At 36.3% G+C, this 26,550-nt stretch carries 20 protein-coding genes; 18 read left to right on the top strand and 2 right to left on the bottom strand.

Translation table 11 applies throughout. The annotated features are described in order from the left end of the window. Positions 1–290: 290 nt before the first annotated feature. From tagD to tagH, 11 genes are all read left to right on the top strand, one after another. Entirely contained in the window at positions 291–680 is a 390-nt protein-coding gene (gene tagD, locus MKY11_RS17205; RefSeq protein WP_008343212.1) for a glycerol-3-phosphate cytidylyltransferase, read from the top strand. Between the two features lie 95 nt (positions 681–775). Continuing rightward, complete coding sequence (locus MKY11_RS17200; protein ID WP_342501631.1) at positions 776–2,245, top strand: alpha-glucosyltransferase N-terminal domain-containing protein; 1,470 nt, start codon at positions 776–778, stop codon at positions 2,243–2,245. Positions 2,246–2,292: 47 nt separating this feature from the next. Next, complete coding sequence (locus tag MKY11_RS17195; RefSeq protein ID WP_274660522.1) at positions 2,293–4,566, top strand: CDP-glycerol glycerophosphotransferase family protein; 2,274 nt, start codon at positions 2,293–2,295, stop codon at positions 4,564–4,566. 211 nt (positions 4,567–4,777) lie between these two features. Next, positions 4,778–5,662, top strand: a complete 885-nt coding sequence (gene rfbA / locus MKY11_RS17190) for a glucose-1-phosphate thymidylyltransferase RfbA (protein WP_039170392.1) — start codon at positions 4,778–4,780, stop codon at positions 5,660–5,662. Between the two features lie 20 nt (positions 5,663–5,682). Beyond that, positions 5,683–6,744, top strand: coding sequence for a dTDP-glucose 4,6-dehydratase (gene rfbB, locus MKY11_RS17185; protein WP_057078974.1), 1,062 nt, complete (start codon positions 5,683–5,685; stop codon positions 6,742–6,744). 102 nt (positions 6,745–6,846) lie between these two features. Then, complete coding sequence (locus MKY11_RS17180; RefSeq protein ID WP_274660523.1) at positions 6,847–8,847, top strand: CDP-glycerol glycerophosphotransferase family protein; 2,001 nt, start codon at positions 6,847–6,849, stop codon at positions 8,845–8,847. 12 nt (positions 8,848–8,859) lie between these two features. Next, the gene (locus tag MKY11_RS17175) at positions 8,860–10,140 is read left to right on the top strand and encodes an ATP-grasp domain-containing protein (RefSeq protein WP_274660524.1); all 1,281 of its coding nucleotides are present in this window, start codon (positions 8,860–8,862) and stop codon (positions 10,138–10,140) included. Beyond that, entirely contained in the window at positions 10,141–11,319 is a 1,179-nt protein-coding gene (locus tag MKY11_RS17170; RefSeq protein WP_039170374.1) for a DegT/DnrJ/EryC1/StrS family aminotransferase, read from the top strand. Next, the gene (locus MKY11_RS17165; RefSeq protein ID WP_039170376.1) at positions 11,306–13,138 is read left to right on the top strand and encodes a glycosyltransferase family 2 protein; all 1,833 of its coding nucleotides are present in this window, start codon (positions 11,306–11,308) and stop codon (positions 13,136–13,138) included. The genes MKY11_RS17170 and MKY11_RS17165 overlap by 14 nt, the downstream gene beginning before the upstream one ends. Positions 13,139–13,289: 151 nt before the next feature. Then, positions 13,290–14,117: an ABC transporter permease gene (locus MKY11_RS17160; protein ID WP_039170378.1), complete on the top strand. Its 828-nt coding sequence runs from the start codon at positions 13,290–13,292 to the stop codon at positions 14,115–14,117. Positions 14,118–14,136: 19 nt separating this feature from the next. Continuing rightward, entirely contained in the window at positions 14,137–15,741 is a 1,605-nt protein-coding gene (gene tagH / locus MKY11_RS17155) for a teichoic acids export ABC transporter ATP-binding subunit TagH (RefSeq protein ID WP_203143746.1), read from the top strand. A gap of 26 nt (positions 15,742–15,767) precedes the next feature. On the opposite strand, the gene galU is transcribed toward tagH, so the two are convergent. After that, a complete protein-coding gene (gene galU, locus MKY11_RS17150) occupies positions 15,768–16,649 on the bottom strand; it encodes a UTP--glucose-1-phosphate uridylyltransferase GalU (RefSeq protein ID WP_203143744.1) in 882 nt (293 codons plus the stop codon). A gap of 233 nt (positions 16,650–16,882) precedes the next feature. On the opposite strand from galU, the gene wecB reads away from it, so the two are divergent. After that, the gene (wecB, locus tag MKY11_RS17145) at positions 16,883–18,022 is read left to right on the top strand and encodes a UDP-N-acetylglucosamine 2-epimerase (non-hydrolyzing) (protein WP_274660525.1); all 1,140 of its coding nucleotides are present in this window, start codon (positions 16,883–16,885) and stop codon (positions 18,020–18,022) included. Positions 18,023–18,257: 235 nt separating this feature from the next. Here wecB and MKY11_RS17140 read toward each other — a convergent pair whose 3' ends face one another. Next, positions 18,258–19,181 (bottom strand): LytR family transcriptional regulator, encoded by a 924-nt coding sequence (locus MKY11_RS17140; RefSeq protein ID WP_274660526.1) that lies wholly within the window; start codon positions 19,179–19,181, stop codon positions 18,258–18,260. A 182-nt stretch (positions 19,182–19,363) separates the two neighbouring features. On the opposite strand from MKY11_RS17140, the gene MKY11_RS17135 reads away from it, so the two are divergent. The 6 genes from MKY11_RS17135 (at position 19,364) to MKY11_RS17110 (ending at position 26,538) form a co-directional block, all read left to right on the top strand. After that, positions 19,364–19,687: a hypothetical protein gene (locus MKY11_RS17135; RefSeq protein ID WP_024719258.1), complete on the top strand. Its 324-nt coding sequence runs from the start codon at positions 19,364–19,366 to the stop codon at positions 19,685–19,687. Positions 19,688–19,712: 25 nt separating this feature from the next. Next, a complete protein-coding gene (locus tag MKY11_RS17130; protein WP_274660527.1) occupies positions 19,713–21,821 on the top strand; it encodes a SpoIID/LytB domain-containing protein in 2,109 nt (702 codons plus the stop codon). Between the two features lie 22 nt (positions 21,822–21,843). After that, positions 21,844–23,334, top strand: a complete 1,491-nt coding sequence (locus MKY11_RS17125) for an N-acetylmuramoyl-L-alanine amidase (RefSeq protein ID WP_024719256.1) — start codon at positions 21,844–21,846, stop codon at positions 23,332–23,334. A 140-nt stretch (positions 23,335–23,474) separates the two neighbouring features. Continuing rightward, complete coding sequence (locus MKY11_RS17120; protein ID WP_342501630.1) at positions 23,475–24,965, top strand: N-acetylmuramoyl-L-alanine amidase; 1,491 nt, start codon at positions 23,475–23,477, stop codon at positions 24,963–24,965. Positions 24,966–25,100: 135 nt separating this feature from the next. Beyond that, on the top strand, positions 25,101–25,679 hold the full coding sequence (locus tag MKY11_RS17115) for a hypothetical protein (RefSeq protein ID WP_223255607.1): 579 nt from the start codon (positions 25,101–25,103) through the stop codon (positions 25,677–25,679). A 199-nt stretch (positions 25,680–25,878) separates the two neighbouring features. After that, positions 25,879–26,538, top strand: coding sequence for an exopolysaccharide biosynthesis polyprenyl glycosylphosphotransferase (locus tag MKY11_RS17110; RefSeq protein WP_008348294.1), 660 nt, complete (start codon positions 25,879–25,881; stop codon positions 26,536–26,538). The last annotated feature ends 12 nt before the right edge of the window (positions 26,539–26,550 follow it).

Genomic DNA, 26,550 nt, shown 5'->3' with positions numbered 1-26,550 from the left:
CAGTTGCTCCATGAAATATTAACAATAACTTTACAATCCTTTTAATTTCATGACATTTTAATAAACAACTAGTCTCTAAAAACGTTGAAATACTGTATTGACGCAGTTCCACTATTTCATCCATTAAATTGGAAATAGTTTGTCTTTACATTTTCTTAACGTTTTTTAGGCATTATGATATAATGAGGTTCCGAAGAGCGAAAAAACATGACCGATGAGAATAGGATTACGGATAAACATTACTGCTTGAAGCAGTCGAATAAGGATGAAGAAAGGAGTTTATGTTTGCAATGAAGAAAGTTATTACTTACGGTACATTTGATTTATTACACTGGGGGCACATTAAGCTGCTAGAACGTGCAAAGCAGCTCGGAGATTACTTAGTGGTGGCCATCTCTACAGACGAGTTTAATCTACAAAAATCAAAAAAAGCTTATCATAGTTACGAGCATAGAAAGCTGATTCTTGAAACTATTCGTTATGTAGACGAAGTTATTCCAGAAAACAGCTGGGATCAAAAAGTCCGCGATGTACAAGAGCATGACATTGATGTCTTTGTCATGGGAGATGACTGGGAAGGTAAATTCGATTTCTTGAAAGAGCATTGCGAAGTCGTTTACTTGAAGAGAACAGAAGGTATCTCGACAACTCAAATTAAGGAAGAAATTGCTGGACTTTAATAGATGAAAAAAGTACTTCTTATCTTTTGGTAAGAAGTACTTTTTCATGTAAAATACAATGAGTAAGTCAACAATATTATGAAGGAGAGCTTCCTTTGTTTCAAAATTGGATGAAGAAAAAAGTTGAAGATACATTGGATCAACCTGAACAACATGAAACAATGGCATCAGTGGACGACATGCCTGATATGGACTACTACGTTATTATGGGCGATGTACCAAAACAGGATGAGAGCTTAACGAAGTCTTTAAAGGCAAGAATAAAACCATTAGTTGATCAACATAAACGTACTGCAATTTTAACTTTGAATTATGATGTAAATGTGAAGGAACGTATTCACCACATGGAAGAGATTTTTTCTCCTGAGGTTGACATCTTGAATGTGTATGAACACTATATTCTACCGGAAAGCGGAAGTAAAAGACGTTACTCGGAATTTATTGTCGGTGAATCATCGCATTCGATCAATGAAGCAGTAATTCCAGCAGATACATCGACCATTCAGGTGACGAGATATAAACGGTCTTCTTCTCCCATTTGTTATATTGAACAATATAATGAAGAGAAGCAATTGGTGAAAAGGGAAGAATATAATTTTCATGGCGTTTTATGCAGAGTACAAAGTTTTGTTCCCCATACAGGTGCACTATACTTGGAGGAATTGATCAATGACGATGGCAGTATTTATATGGAGTTCATCTACCCTGGAGATGTAAAAAAGAATCCAGTCCGTCACATTAATTGGTATAAAAAAACAGGAATTCAAACATTTACAAAGAAGACGGATATAAAACAACAATGGCTATCCAGCATTCAATTACAAAATGACCGGTTAAAACTGATGGTCACAGAGGACCGGGACCAGGACCGCCACTTGTTTAAAATAGATCAACCGGAATCAACTTATTATGCTGCTTTTGTGCATGAAGCCCATTATGAGGAAAATCCGCACCATATCAATTCTCAATATGGAGAATTATTTAAACAAATAAGAAAACAGCAAGTGGATGCCGTCTTCTTTGGCGATACTAAGCATAAAGAAGATGTTGAGAAGGTTTTAGGAGAACAAACTTATTTCTACCATGTGCCTTCTGATGAAATGTCAGCTTGGAAAACAGTACTTCATCAGATGCTGGAAAACCGTATACGTAAAGATGAGCTGAGAAAGATCGTGGATCGCACGAAATGGGTGCTGCATGGTCTTAGCTCTGAACACCATGTTCTTCATCTTCAGCTTAAGATGACAGACGAAATGAGCCAAGCGGATCATGTGGAAATTGATTTTGCAGGATATGATCGAGTGAATGGAGCTGAAATCATTTCTCAAACAATTGATGAGAATGATCAAGTCAGTTTCCCAATTGGTCATTTTCAAACAAAGAAAAACATCGAAACCAACCAAACAAAATTTGTGGATTTTTACATCCGCTTTAAAACAGAAGAACTTCAAGAAGTTTTGCAACGTCTAGAAGTAGAGGGAGAGCTCCTTACCAATAAACCATCTTCAATTGATGGTTGGTCGTATCAAACGAAACAGGGGAACTATTCTTGGAAAGTAAAATAATGATACAAATAACGGTAAGATTTTTGAACAGAGGAGATTAACGATTAATGATTGAAGAGGGAATCCATAAGAAGAGTGTCGTTGAAGGTTTAAAAAATCATCATGAAAAATTGGAAATGCTCGTTCGCATCTACGATGACATGCCATTAGCAGATAGAGAGTTTTATCTGTTTATGAGGGAAAGGGTCTCAAAACAAGAACTATTCCTCCCGCTTGTTCATCAAGAAGAGAATCTATTCAAATTGGTACTGAGTGAAGCATCGCTTCCGCTTGCGTTAGAGCAAGGCCAAACATACAACTTATATGTCACGGACTATGTGAGCGCAAACAAAGAAGAGGACGAAGACGAGCTTGAAGACTCAGCTTATGATTCTGATTCGGAAGAAGAGGATGAAGACGCAAAAGAAGCGGATACCAGCGCAACTTCCGAAATAGAAGAAAAAACACCATATTATAAACGTCGTTTAAAAATGGAAATTGAAACGCCAGAACTGACATTTTTAGAAAATAAAGAAGCGCTGTTGTATGTTATTCCATATCGTACAGACAAAGGCAATGCTTCATTGAAAATCAAACGGGAGCTCAAAGTTGTGAAATTCCATCACATCGAGCTCAACAAAGAATGCACGCTATCCTTATCTGGGTATGCAGGCGTTCTAAGTGCAGAGCACCCTTATCAGATCAAAGAAGTAAAGCTTCTATTGAAGAAAAATGGTGAGGAACCAGTTGAGCATCGTTTTCCTGTCAAGATGACACATAAAAAAGATGAAGTCATTCAATATCGTGACGACCATAAAACACCACAACTGTATCAATTTTCAGCAGAAGTTCCTTTAGAGGAGTTAACTTATTCCTTAAACAAACGCCTTATATACCGCTTTTATCTAGAATTTATTTGCGACGTCAACGGAGTGGAGGAAACATTAACAACTGCTTCTTTGGTACTTGGAGATCGTTCAAACAAACTCAAAGGGCTTGTTCAAATTCATAAAAGAGACGACGTACCAATTCGTTATGAAGTGTACAGAAAGAAAAAAAGACAAACTCTTGGTATTCGAATTAATGATTACACCATGAAGACACGTGCTAAGTACTACATGAAAAGCAAGTGGAAGAAATTCAAAAAGCAATTTGGGAAAATCAAAAAAATTCGAAATCGTCTTGTAACAAGAACCTTTAAAACAACCTTTAAGTTGGCGAGTAAGCTGTCCGTCAAAAAGAAAACTGTTGTGTTTGAAAGCTTTAATGGGAAACAATTCAGCTGTAACCCGCGTGCTATTTATGAATATATGAAAGAAAATCACCCTGAATATACGCTGATCTGGAGTGTTAAAAAAGGGCATGAAGCTCCATTTAAAGAAAAGGGCATCTACTATATCAATCGTCTGTCATTGAAATGGATTTTTGCAATGGCAAGAGCCGAGTATTGGGTCGTAAACAGCCGTTTGCCACTATGGATTCCAAAGCCAGAACACACCACATACTTGCAAACGTGGCACGGTACGCCATTAAAACGACTGGCAATGGACATGGACGAAGTGCATATGCCTGGAACAAACACGAAGAAGTACAAAAGGAATTTCACGAAAGAAGCATCGAATTGGGATTATCTGATTTCTCCTAATGCATACTCGACCGAAATCTTTACCCGTGCGTTCCAATTCCAAAAGACCATGATTGAGTCAGGATATCCGAGAAATGATTTCCTTCACAATCAAAACAATGAAGAAACAATGAGAGCGCTCAAACAAAAAATGAACCTGCCGCTTGATAAGAAAATGATTCTATATGCACCGACATGGAGAGACGATCAATTTTATAAAAAAGGGCAGTATAAATTTGATTTAGACCTTGATCTGCATGAGCTACGAGCATCTATCGGAGAAGAATATATCATCATCCTTCGTATGCACTATTTAGTAGCGGAAAACTTTGATCTCGGACCATATGAAGGCTTTGCCTATGACTTCTCTCATTACGAAGATATTCGAGACCTTTATATGATTTCAGATCTACTCATTACAGATTACTCTTCCGTGTTCTTTGATTATGCAAATCTCAAACGTCCGATGCTGTTCTATGTACCAGACATCGAAACATATCGTGACAAACTGAGAGGCTTCTATTTTGACTTTGAACAAGAAGCACCAGGACCACTTGTAAAAGAAACATCACGCGTGATTGAATGGGTAAGAGAAACAGAACAGCCGACATTTACATTACCACCTTCATTTACGCCGTTTTATAAAAAATTCTGCTACCTAGAGAGCGGAGAGTCATCGAAGCGTGTGGTGGAAGTGGTATTTAAAAAGGAATATTGAGAAGCACTACTAAGGGATCCTCATGCCTAAGAGTGAATCCCTTAATAGTGCTTTTTTTGGTTTATTTATTTAGAATTGTAATTTAGGACCGAATTTTAACTATTAACTTTGTATTAGGTATATGTTATTATAAAGCTGATATTCAAATAAAAAACAAATAATTTCTTAGGATTTAAGGCTTTTCTGAGTATTTTTTCATAGGAGGATCATCTTGAAAGGAATAATTTTAGCTGGTGGTACGGGCTCGCGGCTTTATCCAATTACAAAGGGTATCTCTAAACAATTAGTTCCCATTTACGACAAACCAATGATTTATTATCCACTATCAGTTCTAATGCTAAGTGGTATTAAAGAAGTACTTATTATTACTACCCCAGATGATTTAGAACAATTTAGACGTCTTTTAGGGACGGGAGAAACTTTAGGAATACAAATAAGTTATGAGGTACAAAAAGAACCTAAAGGACTTGCAGATGCTTTTATTATTGGAGAAGAATTTATAGGCCAAGATAATGTGTGTCTTGTGCTCGGTGATAATATATTTTATGGACAAGGTTTAACTGAAATCCTAAACAAAGCAGTAGAACTAACGACAGGTGCGCTTGTTTTTGGGTATTATGTAAAGAATCCAGAGGATTACGGTGTTGTCCAATTTGATAATAGCGGAAATGTTCTTGGCATTGAAGAAAAACCTAGCCAACCTAAATCAAACTATGCGGTACCTGGTCTCTATTTTTATGATAATAAAGTGGTGGAAATCGCAAAAAATGTTAAACCCTCAGCAAGAGGGGAAGTTGAAATTAGTTCTATTAATGATTTTTATTTGAAAAATGGTGAATTGAAAGTGGAAGTTATGGGTAGAGGAATGGCTTGGCTAGACACTGGTACACATAAAAGTTTACTAGAGGCAAGTAATTATATTGAGGCAGTTCAAAATAGACAAGGGCTCTATGTCGCTTCATTAGAAGAAATTGCTTATCGTAAAGGGTATATAAATGAAGAACAACTTTCTCGTTTAGCTCTACCATTAACGAAAACTGAATATGGCAAATACTTATTAGATTTAGCTGAAAATAAAGAAGTCATTCTTAAATAGAAGTTACAAAGGAGAGAATAATGAAAACTTACCTTGTTACAGGTGGAGCAGGTTTTATTGGTTCTAACTTTATATCATATATGTTAGACAAGTATACAGATATAAAAATTATAAATCTAGACAAACTAACTTATGCAGGGAATCTTGAAAACTTATCTCAATATGAACATTTCGTGAATTATAAATTTATTAAAGGTGATATTAAGGATTCGGAATTATTGAGTGAAATTTTTGAAAATAACGAAATTGATTATGTAGTGAATTTTGCAGCTGAATCTCATGTAGATAGAAGTATCGAAAATCCGCAAGTATTTGTGGAAACCAATGTGCTTGGTACATTGAATCTTTTGAATACAGCTAAAGAATTCTGGCAAACAGATGCAGACTCTTATAAAGAAGGAAAAAAGTTTATTCAGATTTCAACAGATGAAGTGTACGGTTCATTGAGTGAGGAAGGGTATTTTACAGAAGAAACACCTTTAGATCCTCATAGTCCGTATTCAGCTAGTAAGGCTTCGGGTGATTTACTGGTACAATCGTTTTTTGATACGTATAAATTCCCTATGAATATTACAAGATGCTCTAACAACTATGGACCATTTCAGTTTCCAGAAAAATTGATACCACTTGTTATTCATCACTGTATTGAAAAAAAGAGCATCCCTGTTTATGGAGATGGATTGAACGTTAGGGATTGGCTTTTTGTTGAAGACCATTGCAGTGCTGTAGACTTAGTTATTCAAAATGGCCAACTTGGAGAAGTATATAATATTGGCGGACATAACGAAAAGACAAATATTGACCTTGTGAAAAAAATCATAACTTATTTAAATGAGAAGGTAGATCACACGGTTACCGAAGACTTAATAGCCTTTGTTAGAGATCGAAAAGGTCATGATAGACGTTATGCGATTGATCCAACAAAAATAGAAAAAGAACTCCAATGGCAGCCGAAATATCATTTTGAAACAGGTATTATAAAAACAATTGATTGGTATTTAGATAACTCTCTATGGTTTAAAAATATTATAGACGATGAGTATAAAAATTACTATCAAAAAGCATACAATACAGTAAAGTAATATTTTATTTTTGAAAAGCCCTATTCAACACCATGAATGGGGAATTTTTTCTTTATTGCTATTGTGAAAAATGTAATTGAGATGAGGTTACGAAGACTAAAAATGAAAATTAAAAAATTAGTTTCTAAAATATTAAAGTCAAAAATAAGTAAACATAAAGTGAAAATCCAAATTAAAAAAGAAGAACTCCATTTAGTTGTTAATCATTTAGGCTTTAGTTTATTTAATAAATATGTAATTTTGAAAGATCGTGAGAGTGGCAGATTTTTAAAGAGCAAAATTAAAAAAAACATCTCTGTTTTTAATCTTCAAGATATTGTAGATCTTAATAGTAATGGAACTTTGGATGTGTATATTACTCTTCAATTTTATAGTAAATATTTTCGTAAGAGAACTGTATTTAGCATAAATAATCAAGGGTTTACATCATATTCAGAGGATTTGAACTTAAAATTAAAAAGTTTTAAAACCAAAAACGGAAATCTATCTTTTGATTATAAAAAAAATATTTTTACTCAGCATATAAAAAATTTAAAAAGTGTAGGCTCGAACTTTTATATTGAGGGGGAAGTAATCCAATTTTCAGATGAATATTCAGTTAGACAATTAGAATTAATTGCAGTAAGAAGAGACAATAACAAGTCATATGGCTACTCTTTAGATTTTCAGAAAGAAAAGAATAAATATATTTTTAAAAAAATTATTTTGATAGATAAATTAAAACAACATTTGGATCTCAATAGCAGATGGGACTTCTTTTTGCAAATAAGGGATGATAAGAAACGAATCTGTTATAAGGAACTAGTAGATATGACAGGTTATAATGATTTCTCAAGAGAAGAAGATAGGTATCTACTAAATAATGAATATAAAGATAACTTCAAGCTTATTTTATATGTAACTATGGGAAAAGAGAGCTTAGCATGCTGGTTTACTGATAATGAACAATATATTAAGACATACAATATCGCTAGAGGTAAAACTATCTTTAATAACACTTGTGATAATCATCCAATTCATAAGAAAATGATTTTCTTTGAAAGTTTTTTAGGAAAAAGTTACTCAGGAAATCCAAAATATATATATGAATACTTATTGGAAAATGGATATGGTGAAGAGTATCAATTTGTATGGTCTTATCAAGGAGAATCGAAATTACCAGGAAACCCAATTGTAGTAAGTAGAGAAGAAGAAGATTATTATCGATACCTGGCGCTTTCAAAATATTGGGTGAACAATATTATTTTCCCGGTACATCGGAAAAGAGAAGGTAATGTGTATATCCAGACATGGCACGGAACGCCTTTAAAAAGATTGGGTTATGACATAGAAGTAGATGGTCCTGAAAAATTGGCTAGGGAAAATTTTTATTTAGAATCTCGTAATTGGGATTTTCTATTGGCAGCTAATAAATACTCTGGTGATATCTTTAAGCGGGCTTTTAAGTTTGAAAAAGAGATCATATTAAATGGCTATCCATCTAATGATATTTTTTATAAAACGAATAATATAGAAAAAATTGAATCCATTAAAAGAAAGTTGAGTATTCCTAAGGAAAAACAAGTTATATTGTATGCTCCAACTTGGAGAGATAATGAATCCAATGGATCATGGAACCATTCCTTTGAGATACAATTCGATTTAGATCAGTTCCAGAATGAATTTGGTGATGATTATGTATTAATCTTAAGAATGCACCATTTAATTTCAGATTATTTAGTGCTTAATCCAAGCAAACATTCTTCAATCATTGATTTATCTAAATATGATGATATTCAGGAATTGTATTTAGTCAGTGATATTTTAATCACGGATTATTCTTCTGTGTTTTTTGAGTATGCAAATAGCAAAAAGCCGATATTGTTCTATGCTTATGATTATCAACTTTATAAACAGGAGATAAGAGGTTTTTACTTAGATATGTACAAGGATTTGCCAGGTCCAGTATTACAGGAACAAACAGAGTTATTTGATGCGATAAAAAATATTCATCGTGTGGAAAAAGAATATGAAGAAAAATATAATGAATTTTTCCAAGAGTATTGTAGCCTGGAAACAGGAAATTCAGCTAAATTAGTTATCGAAACAGTATTCAAAAAATAATTGGAGGTAACAATGAAAAAAGTTCTAGTGTTTCCATGTGGTTCTGAGATTGGCTTGGAGATTCACAATTCTCTTAAGTACTCAAAAGACTTTGAATTGATCGGTGCTTCCAGCGTCTGTGATCATGGTAAGTATGTATATAAGAATTATATAGAGGGTATGCCAAATATCCATGACGAAGGCTTTATTGATCAATTAAATCGTATAATTAAAGAAAATGAAATTGATTTTATTTTCCCTGCACATGATAGTGTGGTATTAAATTTAGCACAGAATCGAGAACGACTTCATGCCATAGTTATAACATCAGATCAATTGACTTGTGAGATTTCAAGATCGAAAAAGAAAACGTATGAATTTTTTGAAAAACAATCTTTTGTTCCAAAAATGTATGAAAAGGTTGATGATGTAGATACATTCCCCGTATTCTTAAAGCCAGATGTTGGACAAGGTTCAAAAGGAGTAGCACTTGCAAGAAATAAAAAAGAGCTGGAGTTTTATAAAAATAATCAATCCGACTTATTAATACTAGAATATCTCCCAGGTAAAGAATATACAATAGATTGCTTTACAAATAGAAATGGAGAACTTGAATATACTGGGAGACGTGAAAGGAAGCGTATTAAGAGTGGTATAAGTGTAAACTCTTCCACGTTACCGATGGATGAGCAAACAACACAGATAGCGCAAGAAATTAATAAACATCTTAAATTTAGAGGAGCTTGGTTTTTTCAAATTAAAGAAGATGTGAACGGTCAATACAAGTTGTTAGAAGTGGCACCGCGAATTGCAGGAACTATGGCATTATATCGTAACAAAGGTGTAAACTTCCCTTTACTGAGTTTATATGATCGAATGGATTTTGATATAAAAATAGAAGATAACGGTGTGAACCTTGAAGTAGACAGGGCTTTGATTAATCGATTTAGCATTCAATACTCTTATCAAAGAGTGTACGTGGATTTTGATGATACGATTACGTATAAAGATAAAGTTAATCCTCATGTAATGTTATTTTTATATCAATGTTTTAATAATGAGAAGGAAATTATCCTAATTACAAAGCATATCAATGATATCAAAGAAACTTTGGAAAAGCTTCGAATCCACATTAACCTTTTTGATCGTGTCATTCATCTAAAAAAAGAAGATATGAAATCAAAGTTTGTAGATAATCAAATACCTTCTATATTTATTGATGATTCTTTTAGCGAAAGAGATCAAATTAAAGCAATTGACATCCCTGTGTTTGACGTAGACTCGATAGAAGCATTAATTGATTGGAGAAATTAAATGATAAGACAATTTAAATTTCAAACGCCAATTCATGTGACAAAACCAAAACTTCCAAAACTTGAATATTACACGGATAAGATAAAAAGTATTTGGGAGAATAAATGGTTAACAAATGACGGTCCATTACATGAAGAGTTTAAAAAAAATCTTCAAGAATATCTTGGGGCACCCCAAATTGAACTCTTTACCAATGGCCACTTAGCATTAGAAATTGCTTTAAAAACAATAGAAGAAAAGGGTGAAGTGATTACAACACCTTTTACTTTTGCTTCTACAGTTCATGCAATAAAAAATACAGGTTTCCAGCCAGTTTTTTGTGACATAGAACCAAATACATTCAATATCAATATCAATCATATTGAAAAACTCATTACTGAAAAAACAAAAGCAATTGTAGCAGTGCATGTTTTTGGAAACCCATGTGATGTGAATGAATTAGATCGAATTTCAAGGGATTATGGAATACCTGTTATCTATGATGCAGCACATGCTTTTGGAATTAAAATAAATGGTAAACCGATTGCAGAATTTGGCTATGCATCTATGTTTAGTATGCATGCAACCAAAGTTTTTCATTCGATTGAAGGTGGAGTTCTTTGTTTTAAACAGAAAGGATTAATTCAACAATTAAAAGCTTTGAAAAATTTTGGTATTACTTCAAATGAAACAGTTGATTATATTGGAATTAACGCAAAGATGAATGAATTCCAAGCTGCTATGGGATTAGTGAATTTGGAAGAAATTGATCAAGATATAATAACAAGAAAAAAAATTTATCATCAATATGAAGAAAAATTATCTGAGATACCAGGAATTAATGTTGTAGCAATTGATGATAATGTCCATCACAACTATTCATACTTTCCAATAATTTTAGAAAATCAAGAGATGAGAGATTATGTAAATGAAGAATTGAAAGCATATAATTTGTTTACCAGGAAATATTTCTATCCTCTTTGTAATGACTTCGGTTGCTATACATTTGATTCAAGTGAAACGCCAGTAGCAGTATATGTTAGTAATCGAATTTTAGCATTGCCAATGTACACAGAACTATCCTTAAGTGAAGTTGAACAAATCTGTACCATCATGAAAATAGTTTTGGACAATTTTCATAATCAAGTCAACATAAGAATGACGAATCAAGTGGGTGAACTATCGAATGAGTCAGTATAAACTAAGCGTTGTTGTATTGGTTTATAATACAGAATACTATTTGAAGGAGTGCCTTGATTCACTTGTTAATCAATCATTGCCAGATTTGCAAATTATTGCAGTAAATGATGAGAGTCCTGATAATAGTGCCGAAATTTTAGATGAATATGAAAAAAAATATTCGAATATGATGGTAATTCATCAAAAAAATAGTGGGGGCGCCAATGCGGGGAATCACGGATTAAAATATGCAACAGGAGAATACATTACGCTCATGGATTCAGATGACATTCTTCCTCTTGATGCCTATGAAAAATTATATTTAGAAGCAAAGAAAACTGAGTCTGATATTGTGATAGGAAGGCCTAATATCTTAATAAACGGTTTTCAAAAAGAAATTATTTATAAAAAGGAAAGAGAAGTTTGGCAAAAGAATAAATTAATCGAGAAAGTAAAAGATTATCCTGATGTTTTTTATGATGGATTTTATTGGAATAAGATATTTCGGAGAGAGTTGATCTTTGAATATCAATGTTTTATGCCTCCAGGTATGCTATATGCAGATCGCCCAATGGTTCATAAGGCATTTTTATATGCGAAAAAAATATCAATCATTACGGATGTTGTTTATCTTTGGAGAAAAAGAGGAGAAGAAGCAACTCAAAAGTCAATAACTCAATTAAATGGTGATTTACGAAACTTTCAAGATCGGATAGAATCACTTAAATATCAATTAGAATATTTCGAGAATTATGGTGATAAAGAGCTTTTAAATGAATTTCTTAAAAGAAATATTGAACGTTTGTTCTTTCCGATTAAAAATATCGTTTGGGATAAAAAGTTTAGGCACGTATTTTATAAAGAAATTAAACCGATTTTACAAAAGATTGATAATATCTTTGACAATGATTTAGGGATTACTAGTAATTTATATATCTACTTTATTTTGAATGAGCTTCATGAGGAATTAATATATTATTTAGCTGGTAATCAAAAAGGAAATATATTAAAAGAGAATGGTAAATACTATTGGGCCCTTCCCTTTTTTAGAAACGAAAGTCTCAATATTCCGGATGAACTCTTTGAAATTAAAGTACTAAAAGAAGAATTTATCAAAATAAATCATATAGATGTTGATGGTCAAAAAATTATATTCAGAGATATCGATATACCAAAAACGTTTAATGATGCTCAGGTATTTCTTTCTTTTGAGTCAAGACATAATTTATCGAAAAAAAAATTGATCAATACATTTACAAATGATGTTGGTCAATTAAATGCGGAATTTTCTTTAGAAGATTTGAATCAAATTGCAACATATGATATTTATCTTATTGTTCAAAGAAACGACAAAGAAGATAAATTTAGAATTTCTAAGCAAATGTACAAGGGGGCCCTTAATCATTGCAATCAATCTAATTTTCATCTCTTTTTCACTATTAACGGAAACCTATCTATTGAAAATATAAATGTAAAAGTAGAACAATTGATTTTGAATGATGAAGGTGTTTCTATATTAGCAGAAAAGCCAATAATAGAAACAGGGACATTCTATTTGAAAAATCGAATAACAAGAGAAGTAATTTTTCTGAAAAGAACATCAAGTACAGAGTTCAATATTAAATGGGAACATTTCTTTGAAGGGTTTAAGACATATGACCTTTTTTACTGCTCGCAAGATCGTCACTTTAGATTAAGAAAAAATTTATTAACAGATAGACTATATAATAGGTATAACTTAAGACCTTTTCAGGTAGAAATATACGAAACGGCCAAAGGAAACATTTCTTTAAAAAGTTCAACGAATATTACCCGATTCTTATCAAGATTGAAAGTTTAATTTTAAAAAGGAGGAAGTAGCTTCCTCCTTTTTATATTGTTTATGATGTGTATTTACTGATAAGTGAAATATTCCTCAACTTCTGGTACAATTATGAGCGGTGCTTTTTTAAAAAAGTGATCCCAAAAACTTATATCTAAGGAAGATTAGAATGAACGCAATGTTGACGATACTGAAGGAGCAAATCAGCTCATTTTCGCTGATTATGCGACTTGCTGTTTATGAAACAAAATCAAAATATCAGATGAATTATTTAGGTGTTTTATGGCAGTTTTTAAATCCATTGATTCAAATGCTGGCTTACTGGTTTGTTTTTGGTTTAGGCATTCGTGGAGGACAGCCGATTGTCATTGGAGGCATGGAGGTTCCATTTATCATCTGGATGCTTGCTGGATTAATACCTTGGTTCTTCATTAGTCCGACGATCCTTGATGGATCAAACAGTGTGTTTAAACGCATTAATATGGTATCAAAAATGAATTTTCCGATTAGTGCGCTGCCGTCTGTGGTCATCATGTCCAACTTGTTCAGCTATTTTGTCATGATGGGTGTCTATCTGATTGTGCTGATTTCTTATGGCATATATCCTGACGCGCATTGGCTACAATATATTTACTATCTTATATGTATGATCGCGTTTATGTTTTCGTTTAGTTTATTTAATTCAACAATTAGTGTACTCGTAAGGGACTATCAATTTCTTTTACAATCAGTGACACGGTTACTTTTCTTTTTGCTGCCGATTTTTTGGAATATCTCAGAGAAGCTCACTGGAGACAAAGCATGGATAGGAGATATTTTAAGATTAAATCCTCTTTTCTACATTATTGATGGTTTCAGAAATAGCTTGTTAAAGGGAGAATGGTTCTTCCATGATGTGAAATATACGCTTTATTTTTGGCTGATTACGCTTCTTCTTTTAACAGTCGGTTCATTACTGCATATGAAATTCAGGGATAAATTTGTCGATTTTCTTTAAAAAGTAAGGAGATTATACGATGAAACTAAAGGTTTCGTTTCGAAACGTATCCAAGCAATACGTCTTATATAAAAAGCAGTCTGACAAGATCAAAGGGCTGTTTTTTCCTAATAAAAATGAAAAAGGTTTCTTTGCCGTTCGTGATGTGTCGTTTGATGTCTATGAAGGAGAGACGATTGGTTTTGTAGGGATCAACGGTTCTGGGAAATCCACGATGTCGAACCTTCTAGCGAAAATCATTCCACCGACAAGCGGTGAGATTGATATGGACGGCCAGCCATCGTTAATTGCCATTGCGGCAGGGCTGAACAATCAGTTAAGTGGTAAAGACAACATTCGTTTAAAATGCTTAATGATGGGTCTGACAAATAAGGAAATTGATGATCTTTATGAAAAAATCGTAGAGTTTGCGGATATTGGAGACTTTATTGATCAGCCTGTAAAGAGCTATTCAAGCGGAATGAAATCCCGTCTTGGTTTTGCCATATCAGCACATATTGATCCAGATATCCTCATTATTGATGAGGCACTGTCTGTAGGAGACCAAACCTTCTATCAAAAATGTGTGGATCGGATCACCGAATTCAAAGAACAAGGAAAGACGATCTTTTTCGTCAGTCACTCCATTAGTCAAATCCAAAAAATCTGTGATCGTGTTGCCTGGATGCATTATGGTGAACTTCGTATGTTTGATGATACGAAAAAGGTTGTGAAAGAGTATAAGGAGTTTGTTGATTGGTTTAACAAGCTTTCCAAGAAAGAAAAAAAGGAATACCAATTGAAGCACAAAGAAGGTCGAAAAGGCGTACAAACGACAGAGAAGGTCACGAGGTATAATGACACTGGAAAACGACGTTCCTTTTTCGGACCGGCGTTTCAAGTCACCATAATAGCTGTTTTAACCATCTTACTTGCCCTTTCTATGTTTTCGGATCGTCCGCTGCGTACACTGGCGACATTTGGTGCAATTCCTTCAGGTAAAACAGAGACGCCCCAGTCAACAAACCATGAGACGAAAGGTGCCCCTGATGATATGAAAAAGATTGATCAACAGGCTATAGTTAAGGCAGATCCAATGACGGTTTATACAGACAGGGCCATGAAAAAAAAGGCAGACGTCACATTATCGTTTGGCCAAGAAGTAAAGGCTGTGGCTAAAAATAAACAAGTCGTTCAAATCAAAACAGCATCAGAGACATATTATGTGAAACCTGATGCGCTACAAAACGCAGATGAATTGAAGTCGTTATCCATCGGACCAGCACAGTTCAATTCCTACGTATCACCCGCATCTGCGGGTTCGTATGAGTACTTACTTTCTTTCCTTGGAAAAGAAGAGTCTGTGCTGAAGCAAAGAATGCAAACACTTAGCTCGGTCAAAAGTGAACAAGGCGATACCATTGAGCGCCTGACCACTGAGAAAACCGATTATGTGATTCAAAATGGTCAGGCGAATACGATGGTGTTCCGCGAGATCATGCCTATCTCTCCTTCAACACTTGGACTGACAGAACAGAATGTCTGGATGAATGAGAAACAAACGAAATTCGCAGTAAAAGGCGAAAATCATCTATTTGTTATCGATAATGAACAACATACGCTGACCGTTTCAGCGACCAATTAAAAAAGCTGCCGATGCCGGCAGCTTTTTTAATTCACTTCTTCTTTTTCAAGAAGCTGTTTCATAAATGGAATGAGTTTTTTCTTTAGCTCTTCATCTTGAAGGGCAAACTCTAGCGTCGTTTCGATGAAACCTTGCTTCTCTCCAACATCATATCGTTTTCCTTCAAAATCATAGGCAAATACCCGCTGGATGTCATTGAGCTTTTGGATGGCATCTGTCAGCTGAATTTCTCCACCCGCACCAATTTCTTGTTGATCAAGGTACATAAAGATCTCAGGCGTGAAAATGTAGCGCCCCAAAATGGCTAAATTGGATGGTGCTGTTCCTTGCGGCGGCTTTTCAACAAAGTTTTTCACTTGATAGCGGCGTCCTTCTTGGGTAAGAGGATCAATGATCCCGTAGCGATGCGTATCGCTGTCCGCTACCTGCTGAACGCCGATCACGGACGAAAGTGTTTTTTCATATTCATCCATCAGCTGGCGAAGTCCAGGTGTTTCGGCTTGGACAATATCATCACCTAATAAAACAGCAAAGGGTTCATCACCGATAAAGTTACGCGCGCACCAAACGGCATGTCCTAAACCTTTTGGTTCTTTTTGGCGGATGTAATGAATATCTGCAATATTAGATGATTTCCTTACTTTTTCTAGCAATTCCATTTTTCCTTTTTCTTCTAGATTCCTTTCTAGTTCGGGAGCAAAATCAAAATGATCTTCTATAGCTCTTTTCCCTTTCCCAGTCACAATAATAATATCTTCGATGCCTGAATCAACAGCTTCTTCAATAATATACTGAATAGTTGGTTTATCTACGATAGGGAGCATTTCCTTAGGCATGGCCTTTGTTGCAGGAAGAAAACGTGTTCCTAGACCGGCAGCTGGTATAATGGCTTTACGTACTTTTTTCAATGAACTTTGCACCTTCCTTTTGTATATATACAGAGTTTACTATTAAATTCTATCTTACTTTTAAAAGGAGTCAAACTCTATTGTGATGTTTAAAATAATTTTAAGATAAATTTGTAAACATGATTGATGTTTTGTATAGATATTTTATTAAGCTATAATGAAGTTCAATTATCAATTGTAGATAATTTTTGTATAATGGACTCATAAAATGAGAAGAAAAGAGGCATCGACTATTGAGAACATTACATGTAATGACTGTATTCGGGACGAGGCCTGAAGCGATTAAAATGGCACCCCTTGTCCTTGAGCTAAAAAAACATCCACAAATTAAATCTTCAGTTACTGTGACGGCTCAACATCGACAAATGCTTGATCAAGTGCTGAAAGCTTTTGATATTACGCCCGATCATGATTTAAATATTATGAAAGAACGCCAGACATTATCTGAAATCACATCGAATGCACTGTTGAAATTAGATCAATTATTCAAAGAGGAAAAACCTGATATTGTGCTTGTTCATGGAGACACAACGACAACCTTTGCAGGAAGTTTGGCTGCGTTTTATCACCAAATTTCAGTAGGTCATGTTGAAGCGGGGTTAAGAACACATAATAAATACTCACCGTTTCCAGAAGAATTGAACCGTCAAATGACAGGAAATATAGCCGATATTCATTTTGCGCCGACACATGAGGCAAAGCAGAATCTTTTAGTTGAAAATAAAAAAGAAGAGACCATCTTTGTAACAGGAAATACAGCAATTGATGCATTGCAAACAACGGTTACAGAGCAGTATCAACACCCTATTTTAGAGAAAATAGGCACAGATAAAATGATCTTATTAACGGCTCATCGCAGAGAAAATCTTGGTCAGCCGATGAAGAACATGTTTAGAGCGATTCGCCGTGTTGTAGAAGAATTTAAAGATGTTCAAGTCGTATACCCTGTCCATCTAAATCCTGCTGTTCGTGATGCGGCACAGACTGAATTCAGTGATCTTGATCGTGTGCACTTAATTGAGCCGCTTGAAGTAGTTGATTTCCATAACTTTGCTGCTGCCTCGCACTTTATTTTAACGGATTCAGGCGGTGTGCAGGAGGAAGCTCCCTCTTTAGGAAAGCCAGTATTAGTGCTGCGTGATACAACAGAACGTCCTGAAGGCGTGAAAGCTGGTACGCTGAAGCTCGCAGGTACAGATGAAGAGACTATTTACAACATGGCAAAACAGCTTCTAGTCGATCAGAAAGAGTACGACAACATGTCAAAGGCGTCTAATCCATATGGTGATGGACAAGCGTCAAAACGAATTGTCGAAGAGCTTCTCCATCGTTATGGTTTAAGTGATGAAAAACCAGCCCCATTCCAATCATAAAAAAAAGAAGACTACATTTCTGTAGTCTTCTCAGCATGTAGACAAACCCTCGCATTCTTTGTCAGTCCTGCGCGCTGGTACTCACGAATGTCAAATTCGCTCCATGCCAGTACTAGTCCTTCCTAGACTGCAAAGGTTTTCTATCACGCTGAAAAGAAGACAAAAGGCTAAAATAAAGTTCATTTTAGCCCTTTGTCAACAATCTGACACCTTTCTCAAAAAAGGTGTTTTTTATTTACGAAGCTTCCAAACTATCCTTCAATTCCTTCTTCACTTTCGCTAAACTGCTGTCATCAAGCTGATAGTAATAAATATTATTGATTCGTGTGCCTGTACCTTTCAGCTCGTGCTGTTTTACTTTTTGTCTTGCATCACGATAATCATTCATCATCGTCCACATGTCGTCAAAGGACATATTCGTTTTCATGTTATTTTCAACGACTTTAAACATATCACCGAATTTCGTAATAGATGAAATGTTAGCCCCTTTTGCAATGATGCCTTCAATGACTTGTCGCTGTCTTTGCTGACGGCCGAAGTCACCTTTAGGATCTTGCTTTCTCATTCTTGTATAGGCAAGGGCTTGATCACCGTTCAGGTTAATCTCTCCTGTACCAAATGAATGGCCATCATAGCTGAAAGCAAACGTACTGTTCACCGTAATGCCGCCAAGTGTATCGACAATGTCTTTAAAACTTTCCATATTTACTTTCACAAAGTAATCCACAGGTACATCAAGCAGTTCCTCTACTGTATCTGCCGCCATTTGTGTACCGCCGAAAGCGTAGGAGTGGTTGATTTTATCCATTGTGCCTTTTCCGACAATTTTTGTATACGTATCACGGGGGATACTCACCATCTCAGTTGTTTTCGTTTTCGGATTCACAGTCATGTAAATTAATGTATCTGCACGGCCTCGGTCATTCTTTCTTTCATCGACACCCATGACTAAAATGGAGATCGGGTCTTTTTTACTTAAATCGACATCTTTGTCACGCTTATCTGACTTCTTTAAGTTCTCTTGAATGCCTGCGACAGTTGATGCGGCTGTATTCCAAAGATGATACGCGTATCCGCCAGTGGCTAATACGAATAAGCCAATAATCGATAAAACAATCCAAAGAACCTTCTTTTTCTTTCTTTTTCTCTCAGCTCTCATAATGTCCCTCACCTTTTCTATCATTCTTCCATGATTATAGGTTTACGAATCTTGATAAACAAGTTATTTTTTTACTCTGAACCTAGATATAGACGTTGTAACAAAAAAAAGGTTTCAAAAAACCTTAAATTTACCTTAAAATATTAAGTTATAAGACGATACAAAGACATGAGGTGAAAAAAATGAAGAAAATCGTCGTTTTACCGTTCTTAATACTACTACTAGGTATCGTGCTCACGGCATGTGGAACGGCTGAGCAATCCTCAGGAGAAAACAAGACAAGCAGTTCAACTCCTCAGGTGCTGGAAGAAAAAGCTGAATTTATTGGAATGGCTGATGCACATACAGTCGAAGTAAAAAAAGTGAATACGACCTTAAGCTATGAATTTACGGATAATTTTAAAGATGTATTAAATGAATTTAAACCAGGTGACAAAGTAGAAATCTCTTACTTTATCAATGACAATGGTCAAAAAGAAATTCAGAAGATTGAAAAACAGAAGTAAAAAAAGATGGGCGGGATGAACAAAATTGAAGAAAACAGGCATTACACTTATCGTTCTCATGACAATGACACTACTAATTGCACCTTTACAGTCTGCCATGGCCAGCTCGACAATTTCAGTGAAATTGTCTAATTATATCGGAAACAAAACAAGCATGGATATTTCAACAACTGGGGAATACAAGCTGTCAGGATCCAATGTTGCTGTGACGAAAAGATATGACGGCAAAAATCGTTACGAAGTAGCCAATAGTATCGCTTCTGCAGGCTGGAAAAATCCTTCAACTGTTGTGATTGTGAGCCGAGATGCATTTGATCATGCCATTTCTGTATCGCCGTTAGCATACAAATTAGGCGCGCCAATTTTGTACACGAACATTGAAAAGCTAACGAAGACAACCGAAAATCAGTTAAAAAAAATGAATCCTGATAACATCTTAATTGTCGGGAATACAAAAAGTATTTCAACAGCTGCTGAGAAATCAATCAAAAAGTATGGAAAAGTGAGACGCATTAGTGGGAAAGACAAATTTGAAATTTCCCAAAAAATCGCCAAAGAGATGGGTAATTATAAGCAAGCAATTGTTGTCGGCGGGAACTCATTCATGAATGGGATTGCAATTGCATCCTATGCATCGAGAAAAGGATACCCAATCCTATTAACAAAAAAAGATTCCATTCCGTCATATAAAATGCCAAGTAAAGTCATTATCATCGGCAGTACAAAAAGTACGGGACAAAAAGTAGAAAATCAAATCAAGAAAACCTCACAGGTGACACGAATCAGCGGTGCCAATCGCTACGAATTATCTGTGAATATCATTAAAAAATTAAACATTAATGCAGATAAAGTGTACTTGGCAAAAGCCTCTAGCTATATTTATGCAATGCCTTTGTCGCAATTGGCTGCAAAATCTAACAGTACCGTTGTGTATGTGAAGCCGGATTCTGTCACAGCGTCATTAAAAGCATTGCTGAAAGAAAAAGGTACATATGCTTACCATCTTGCTGGTAGCACAAGTGCGATTACAGATAGCTTAAAAAATTCTTTAGCCAAACAAGTCTATCTGAAAAAAAATCAAAACTACCAATTGAATATTTCTAACGGAAAAATTTCATTAAAAGGCATTAAGACGTATAACACAGTAAGAGTTGTTCCTGAGAAATATTCAACCAAAAATGTCCTTCAAATCGCAGGTAAGCCTTACTTAGGTAACGTCAACTTTGCTATTGAATCAGGATATATCAGGCCGACTAATGAAAATATTCCATTTGAAGACTATCTAAAAGGTGTTGTGCCAAACGAAATGCCTGCAAGCTGGCATGTTGAGGCATTAAAAGCACAAGCGGTTGCCGCTAGAACGTATTCAGTGAAAAGTATTGGAAAAGTCGTACCTGATACAACAGCCTTCCAAGTATATGGAGGATATAACTGGTACACAAATTCAACAAAAGCTGTTGATGCCACAAAAGGCAAGGTTCTAAAATACAACAATCAACTTATTTCAGCCACCTATTATTCTAGTAATGGCGGATACACTGAGGCGAGTGAAGAAGTATGGGGGAATGCACTGCCATACCTAGTCGCCAAGCAGGACACAAAAGATCCTGTCAATGCGTGGACACTGAAGTTGTCTAAAAAGCAATTAGGCACTACGTTGACTGCTAGTAAAGCAGCTTCTGAGTGGTCTAAGGCAAAAGAAGCCAATGCTGCCGACCTTGCTGGTCTAAAATCATGGCTGTTGAAAAATAAAGAAACAGCTGCATCTGACATGAGAATTGCATCTATTTCAAGCCTGACATTCTCAGGAAAAACAAAAGGTCAGCGTGCGAAGACCGTTTCAATCAAGCTGAATTACCATCTGAAAAACAAAACAGGTACGTATACAGTGAACAAAAGTACAACGGCAAGTATGAAAATGACAGAGTTTAGAACAGTCATGGGCGCAACAAAGGTGAAAAGTACGTTTGCGTCAGTAAAGAATAATACAAATGATTTCACGATTTCAGGAAAAGGCTATGGTCACGGTATTGGTATGAGTCAATACGGCGCCAAAGCTAGAGCTGAATCTGGAAACTCGTATTCTTCCATACTTTCGTTCTACTATCCAGGTACAAAACTAACAAATTATTAAGAATAAAAGGAGGACTTAGAAGATGCGCTCAATGATCAAAACAGCCATCCTCAGCCTCATCGCCATTTTCGTTATTGTTCCAACAGCTTCAGCAGATAACTCGGTCTCCCGAATTGATGGTGGGAGCCGGTATGCTGTAGCAGCAAACGTAGCGAAAAAAGGATGGGGAACAGCAAGTACAGTTGTTTTAGTGGGGAAAACTGCATATGCAGATGCAACAGCAGGAATTCCACTGGCACATCAAAAAAATGGACCAGTTCTTTACACAAATAGTACAAGCCTTTCTGGAGATACAAAAAAAGCCTTAACGGCTTTAAAAACGAAGACAGTTATTGTTTTAGGCAGCACATCAAGTGTGTCAAACAACGTGGTCAATCAAGTAAAGAAAATGGGCATCTCTACACAACGTATTTCAGGAAAAAACCGATATGAGCTATCGGCAAATATCGCGAAAAAAATGAAAACGCCAGCTGGCGTCGTTGTGGTTGAAGGGTCATTCTATGCACATGGAATTGCCATTGCACCTGTAGCGGCACAAAAAGGGTTCCCAATTCTATATACAGATAAAAAGGGCCTTCGTTCTGAAATCGCTTCTGTTGCAAAAGCAAGCAATGTGAAACAAACCATTGTCGTAGGCGGAGAGAATTACGTCACAAAAGCAGCTTATAATCAATTAAAATCTCCAACGCGAATCAAAGGCTCTACTCGTTATGACGTGGCTGCGAATATTGTGAAAAAATACAATATGAGCACAAACAATACCTATGTAGGAAGAGGGTTTGGCTATGCCACTTCATCTTCTGCGGCAGGAATTGCAGCAAAGCAAAACAAAGCATTGCTCCTAACGAATGAAAAGACGCTGCCAAAGGTAACAAGAGCGACGATTAGCAGCAAAAAAATCACCAAATTTACCGTCGTTGGTAGTACAAATACAGTGACACCAACTGTTGTGAATCAATTGAAAAACCCTGTCGTTGGCAAAAAAGTATTCATTGACCCAGGTCATGGCGCTCATGATTCAGGAGCGGTAGGCTACGGATTATATGAGAAGAACTTAAACTTAGATGTAGCCAAACGTCTAAATACAAAGTTAAACAACGCAGGTGCACTTGTGACGATGTCAAGAACATCAGACACATTCGATAGTCTTCAAACACGGGTGAGCAAAGGTGCGTCAGCGAATGCAGATATCTTCATCAGTGTCCATGCGAACTCAAATGATAACAGCAGTGCAAATGGAACTGAAACGTATTATGACAAAACATATGCAGCAACAAACAGCTTGAAGCTCGCGCAAAATATTCAGCCTAAAATGGTCAGTGCATTAGGCACAAGAGACCGTGGCGTGAAGACAGCTGCCTTCTACGTCATTAAATATTCTAAGATGCCAAGCGTTCTCTTAGAAACTGGTTTTGTTTCCAGTCCAGTTGATTCAAATATTTTGAAATCCGCTACTTATAAAGATCGATTGGCGTCAGGTATTTCAAGCGGTGTTTCAGGCTATTTTAGATAAGAAAACATACAGATGAGGGGTGCCGAAGATACACCTCTTAGGCTGCTCGAGAAACGACTCTCGGCAGCCTTTTTTCAAAAGTACATGAAGTGTTTCCTGGGTTCCATGATGAAGGGTTCAAAACCAAGGAGGTTGACTTCATGCGTTCTTATATCAAATGTTTTGTTTTAATTGTGGTTTCACTATGTTTATATGCACCATCAGCATTTGCGCAGCACAATGTATCAAAGATTGAGGGAAGTAATCGATATGAGGTGGCAGTTAACGCTGCAAAACGTGGCTGGTCGACAGCACCTACAGTTGTTTTAGTAGGCGGTGAAGCTTATGCTGATGCGCTAAGTGCTGTGCCGTATGCCTTTCAGCAAGGAGCCCCAGTGCTGTTAACGAATACTAGTAGTCTTTCTGGTGCAACTAAATCAGGTCTTCAGCAGTTGAAAACGAAGCGTGTTATCATTCTTGGCGGAACCGCAAGCATTTCTCAAAAAGTCGTAGCGCAGCTAAAAGCAATGAATCTTTCCGTATCGCGAATACAAGGAAAGAATCGATATGAATTGGCGGCAAACGTTGCTAAACAAATGAAGAGTGCTGATACAGCTGTGATTGTGAATGGTTCTGCTTATGCAGATGCTGTGGCGATTGCTCCATATGCTGCAAAACAGGGCTTTCCTATTTTATTAACCGATGCAAAAGGGCTGCGGCAGGAAACAGCCAATCTATTAAAAAGCAAAGCGGTGAAACGGACGATTGTGATTGGCGGGGAAACAAGTGTCAATCAAGCGGCCTATCAAAAGCTGCCATCACCCGTGAGAATCAGCGGAGCCAATCGGTATGAAGTGGCAGCCCGAATTGCGAAAACATACCTGATGAAGACAACCCAAACGTATATGAGTAACGGCTATGCATATGCCGATGCGGCAGCTGCGGCAAGTATGGCAGCCAAGCAAGGGCAAACCCTTCTTCTTACAGACGCTCAATCAGTGCCAGATGCGATTCGTCGTGTCATTGGGACTAAAAAGATTTCAACATTTACAGTGTTGGGCGGAACATCAACCATACGAACCAGTGTGATCACACAGCTGAAAAATCATGTGTTAGGTGAAACCATCTTTATTGATCCAGGCCATGGTGCGCAGGATGCTGGAGCGGTAGGAAATGGGATGTTTGAAAAAAATGTTAATCTGGATGTCGCGTTAAAACTGCAAGCAAGGCTCAAACAAGCGGGTGCGCTGACGGTCATGTCTAGAACATCTGATACATTTGATTCCTTGCAAACACGTGTAAGCAAAGGATCACAGGCTGGTGCGGATGTGTTCATCAGCATCCATGCCAATGCAAATGATAATAGCGGTGCAAATGGAACAGAAACGTATTATGATGCGACGTATGCTTCGGCCAATAGTTTAAAGCTGGCACAAAAGGTACAGCCCCAGATGGTGAAAGCCCTTGGCACAAGAGATCGCGGTGTGAAGACAGCAGGATTCTACGTGATCAAGTATTCAAAAATGCCCAGCATCTTGCTTGAAACGGGGTTCGTAACCAGTCCGATTGATGCCAGTATATTAAAATCATCGACTGCCAAGGAGCGGATGGCTTCAGGAATCGCTGCAGGTGTATCTCAATATTTTGAATAAAATAGATCGAACGAATGATATGTCAAGTTAAAAATACATTTCATTTCAGGTTATTTTTGTTATAATCGAAACATAGAGGGTGGATTTTTCACGTATTTGCCTTCCAATGACAGCAAATCGACAAATCATGAAGAGGTGACGATCTTGAAAAAATTAATCACAATGCCGTTTTTAGTCTTACTTCTAGGTGTAATGCTCACAGCATGCGGCACATCAAATCAGTCAAACGATAACAATACGGATAACAGCAAAAAAGAAACAACTGAAGCAGCAGATCAAAAGAAAGAAAATGCAACAGATGAAAAGACGGAAGACAAGTCTGCAAGTGAAAAAGCAGATGATGAAAGCAAAGAAACAGCTGCTCAAACAGAAGACCAAGCAGGTCAATCTGATGAAGATGCAAAAGAAAGCTCAAGTAAGGAAATCACAAAAGAAGAAACGACAAACGATCAGTCAAAAGCTGAATCTAAAACAAAAAAAGAATCTACAACGAAGAAAAATGAAGTCACCAAAGAAGGCACATATGTCGGTTTGGCTGATGGACATACAATTGCTGTCAACATTGATGGAAAAGAAGTAGCCATTCAATTCGGAAATACATTTTCTAAACAAGTGAACAGCCTAAAAGAAGAGTCAAAAGTGAAAGTAACTTATACAAAAGATGCAAACGGAACGCTTAGACTGAAGACGATCGAATCCGTAAAGGCAAAATAAAAAAAAGACACGTAGACCCGCAGAAATGCGGGTCTTTTTTACGTTTAAAAGGGCATAACTTGATATAAGGGCACATTCTTAACACACTTTTACAAGACTTAACAGCCCATTTACATTTGCTTAATGTTGCTCTGCTAAACTGACTTTCATAGAACATCTCTTTACACAACAACTACTTTGAATGGTGAGGTGCAGGTCAGTGAGCGCAGAGAAAGCGATGAACCTTTACAGAGAATATGAAGTGAGACGAAACCACTCTTTTGCTTTAACAGAACATATGGTTCGATATTTATTTGCAAAACGTTTCATAGATGTCGTGTTCTCGTTCATCGGATTGATGTTGAGTACGCCAATCATTTTACTGTTTGCCCTTTTAATTAAGCTAGAAACACCAGGGCCAGCCTTTTATATGCAGGAAAGGGTCGGAAAAGACGGTGTCTACTTTAAATTATGGAAGCTCAGATCGATGAGAACCAACGCAGAAAGCGGAGGAGCGAAATGGGCGCAAAAAAATGACCCTCGTATCACCAAAGTGGGGGCATTCATCAGAAAAACAAGAATTGATGAACTGCCGCAATTTATCAACGTGTTAAAAGGAGAAATGAGTATTGTAGGTCCACGTCCTGAAAGACCAATGTTTACTGCCGAATTTAATCGGACGATTCCAGGCTTTACAAAAAGACTGACAGTGAAGCCGGGGCTGACTGGTCTTGCTCAAGTAAATGGGGGATATGAAATGAGTCCAAGTGAAAAATTATCACACGACTTACAGTATATTCAAAACTTGACATTTTCTCTCGACACGAAGATTATGGTAAAAACGTTAAAAGTCATCGTGACTGGTGACGGAGCCAGATAAGTAAAGTAGGGA

This window comes from Bacillus sp. FSL W7-1085, from assembly GCF_038595035.1.
GTDB classification, from domain to species: Bacteria; Bacillota; Bacilli; order Bacillales; family Bacillaceae; genus Bacillus; species Bacillus altitudinis.
This window is presented reverse-complemented; position numbering and strand designations above follow the sequence as displayed.

Bases quoted from the DNA above. Each gene is read 5' to 3' on its own strand.
- tagD (WP_008343212.1), top strand. From the start codon at position 291: ATGAAGAAAGTTATTACTTACGGTACATTTGATTTATTACACTGGGGG.
- MKY11_RS17195 (WP_274660522.1), top strand. From the start codon at position 2,293: ATGATTGAAGAGGGAATCCATAAGAAGAGTGTCGTTGAAGGTTTAAAA.
- rfbB (WP_057078974.1), top strand. From the start codon at position 5,683: ATGAAAACTTACCTTGTTACAGGTGGAGCAGGTTTTATTGGTTCTAAC.
- MKY11_RS17180 (WP_274660523.1), top strand. From the start codon at position 6,847: ATGAAAATTAAAAAATTAGTTTCTAAAATATTAAAGTCAAAAATAAGT.
- MKY11_RS17175 (WP_274660524.1), top strand. From the start codon at position 8,860: ATGAAAAAAGTTCTAGTGTTTCCATGTGGTTCTGAGATTGGCTTGGAG.
- MKY11_RS17170 (WP_039170374.1), top strand. From the start codon at position 10,141: ATGATAAGACAATTTAAATTTCAAACGCCAATTCATGTGACAAAACCA.
- MKY11_RS17165 (WP_039170376.1), top strand. From the start codon at position 11,306: ATGAGTCAGTATAAACTAAGCGTTGTTGTATTGGTTTATAATACAGAA.
- MKY11_RS17160 (WP_039170378.1), top strand. From the start codon at position 13,290: ATGAACGCAATGTTGACGATACTGAAGGAGCAAATCAGCTCATTTTCG.
- tagH (WP_203143746.1), top strand. From the start codon at position 14,137: ATGAAACTAAAGGTTTCGTTTCGAAACGTATCCAAGCAATACGTCTTA.
- MKY11_RS17140 (WP_274660526.1), bottom strand. From the start codon at position 19,181: ATGAGAGCTGAGAGAAAAAGAAAGAAAAAGAAGGTTCTTTGGATTGTT.
- MKY11_RS17135 (WP_024719258.1), top strand. From the start codon at position 19,364: ATGAAGAAAATCGTCGTTTTACCGTTCTTAATACTACTACTAGGTATC.
- MKY11_RS17125 (WP_024719256.1), top strand. From the start codon at position 21,844: ATGCGCTCAATGATCAAAACAGCCATCCTCAGCCTCATCGCCATTTTC.
- MKY11_RS17120 (WP_342501630.1), top strand. From the start codon at position 23,475: ATGCGTTCTTATATCAAATGTTTTGTTTTAATTGTGGTTTCACTATGT.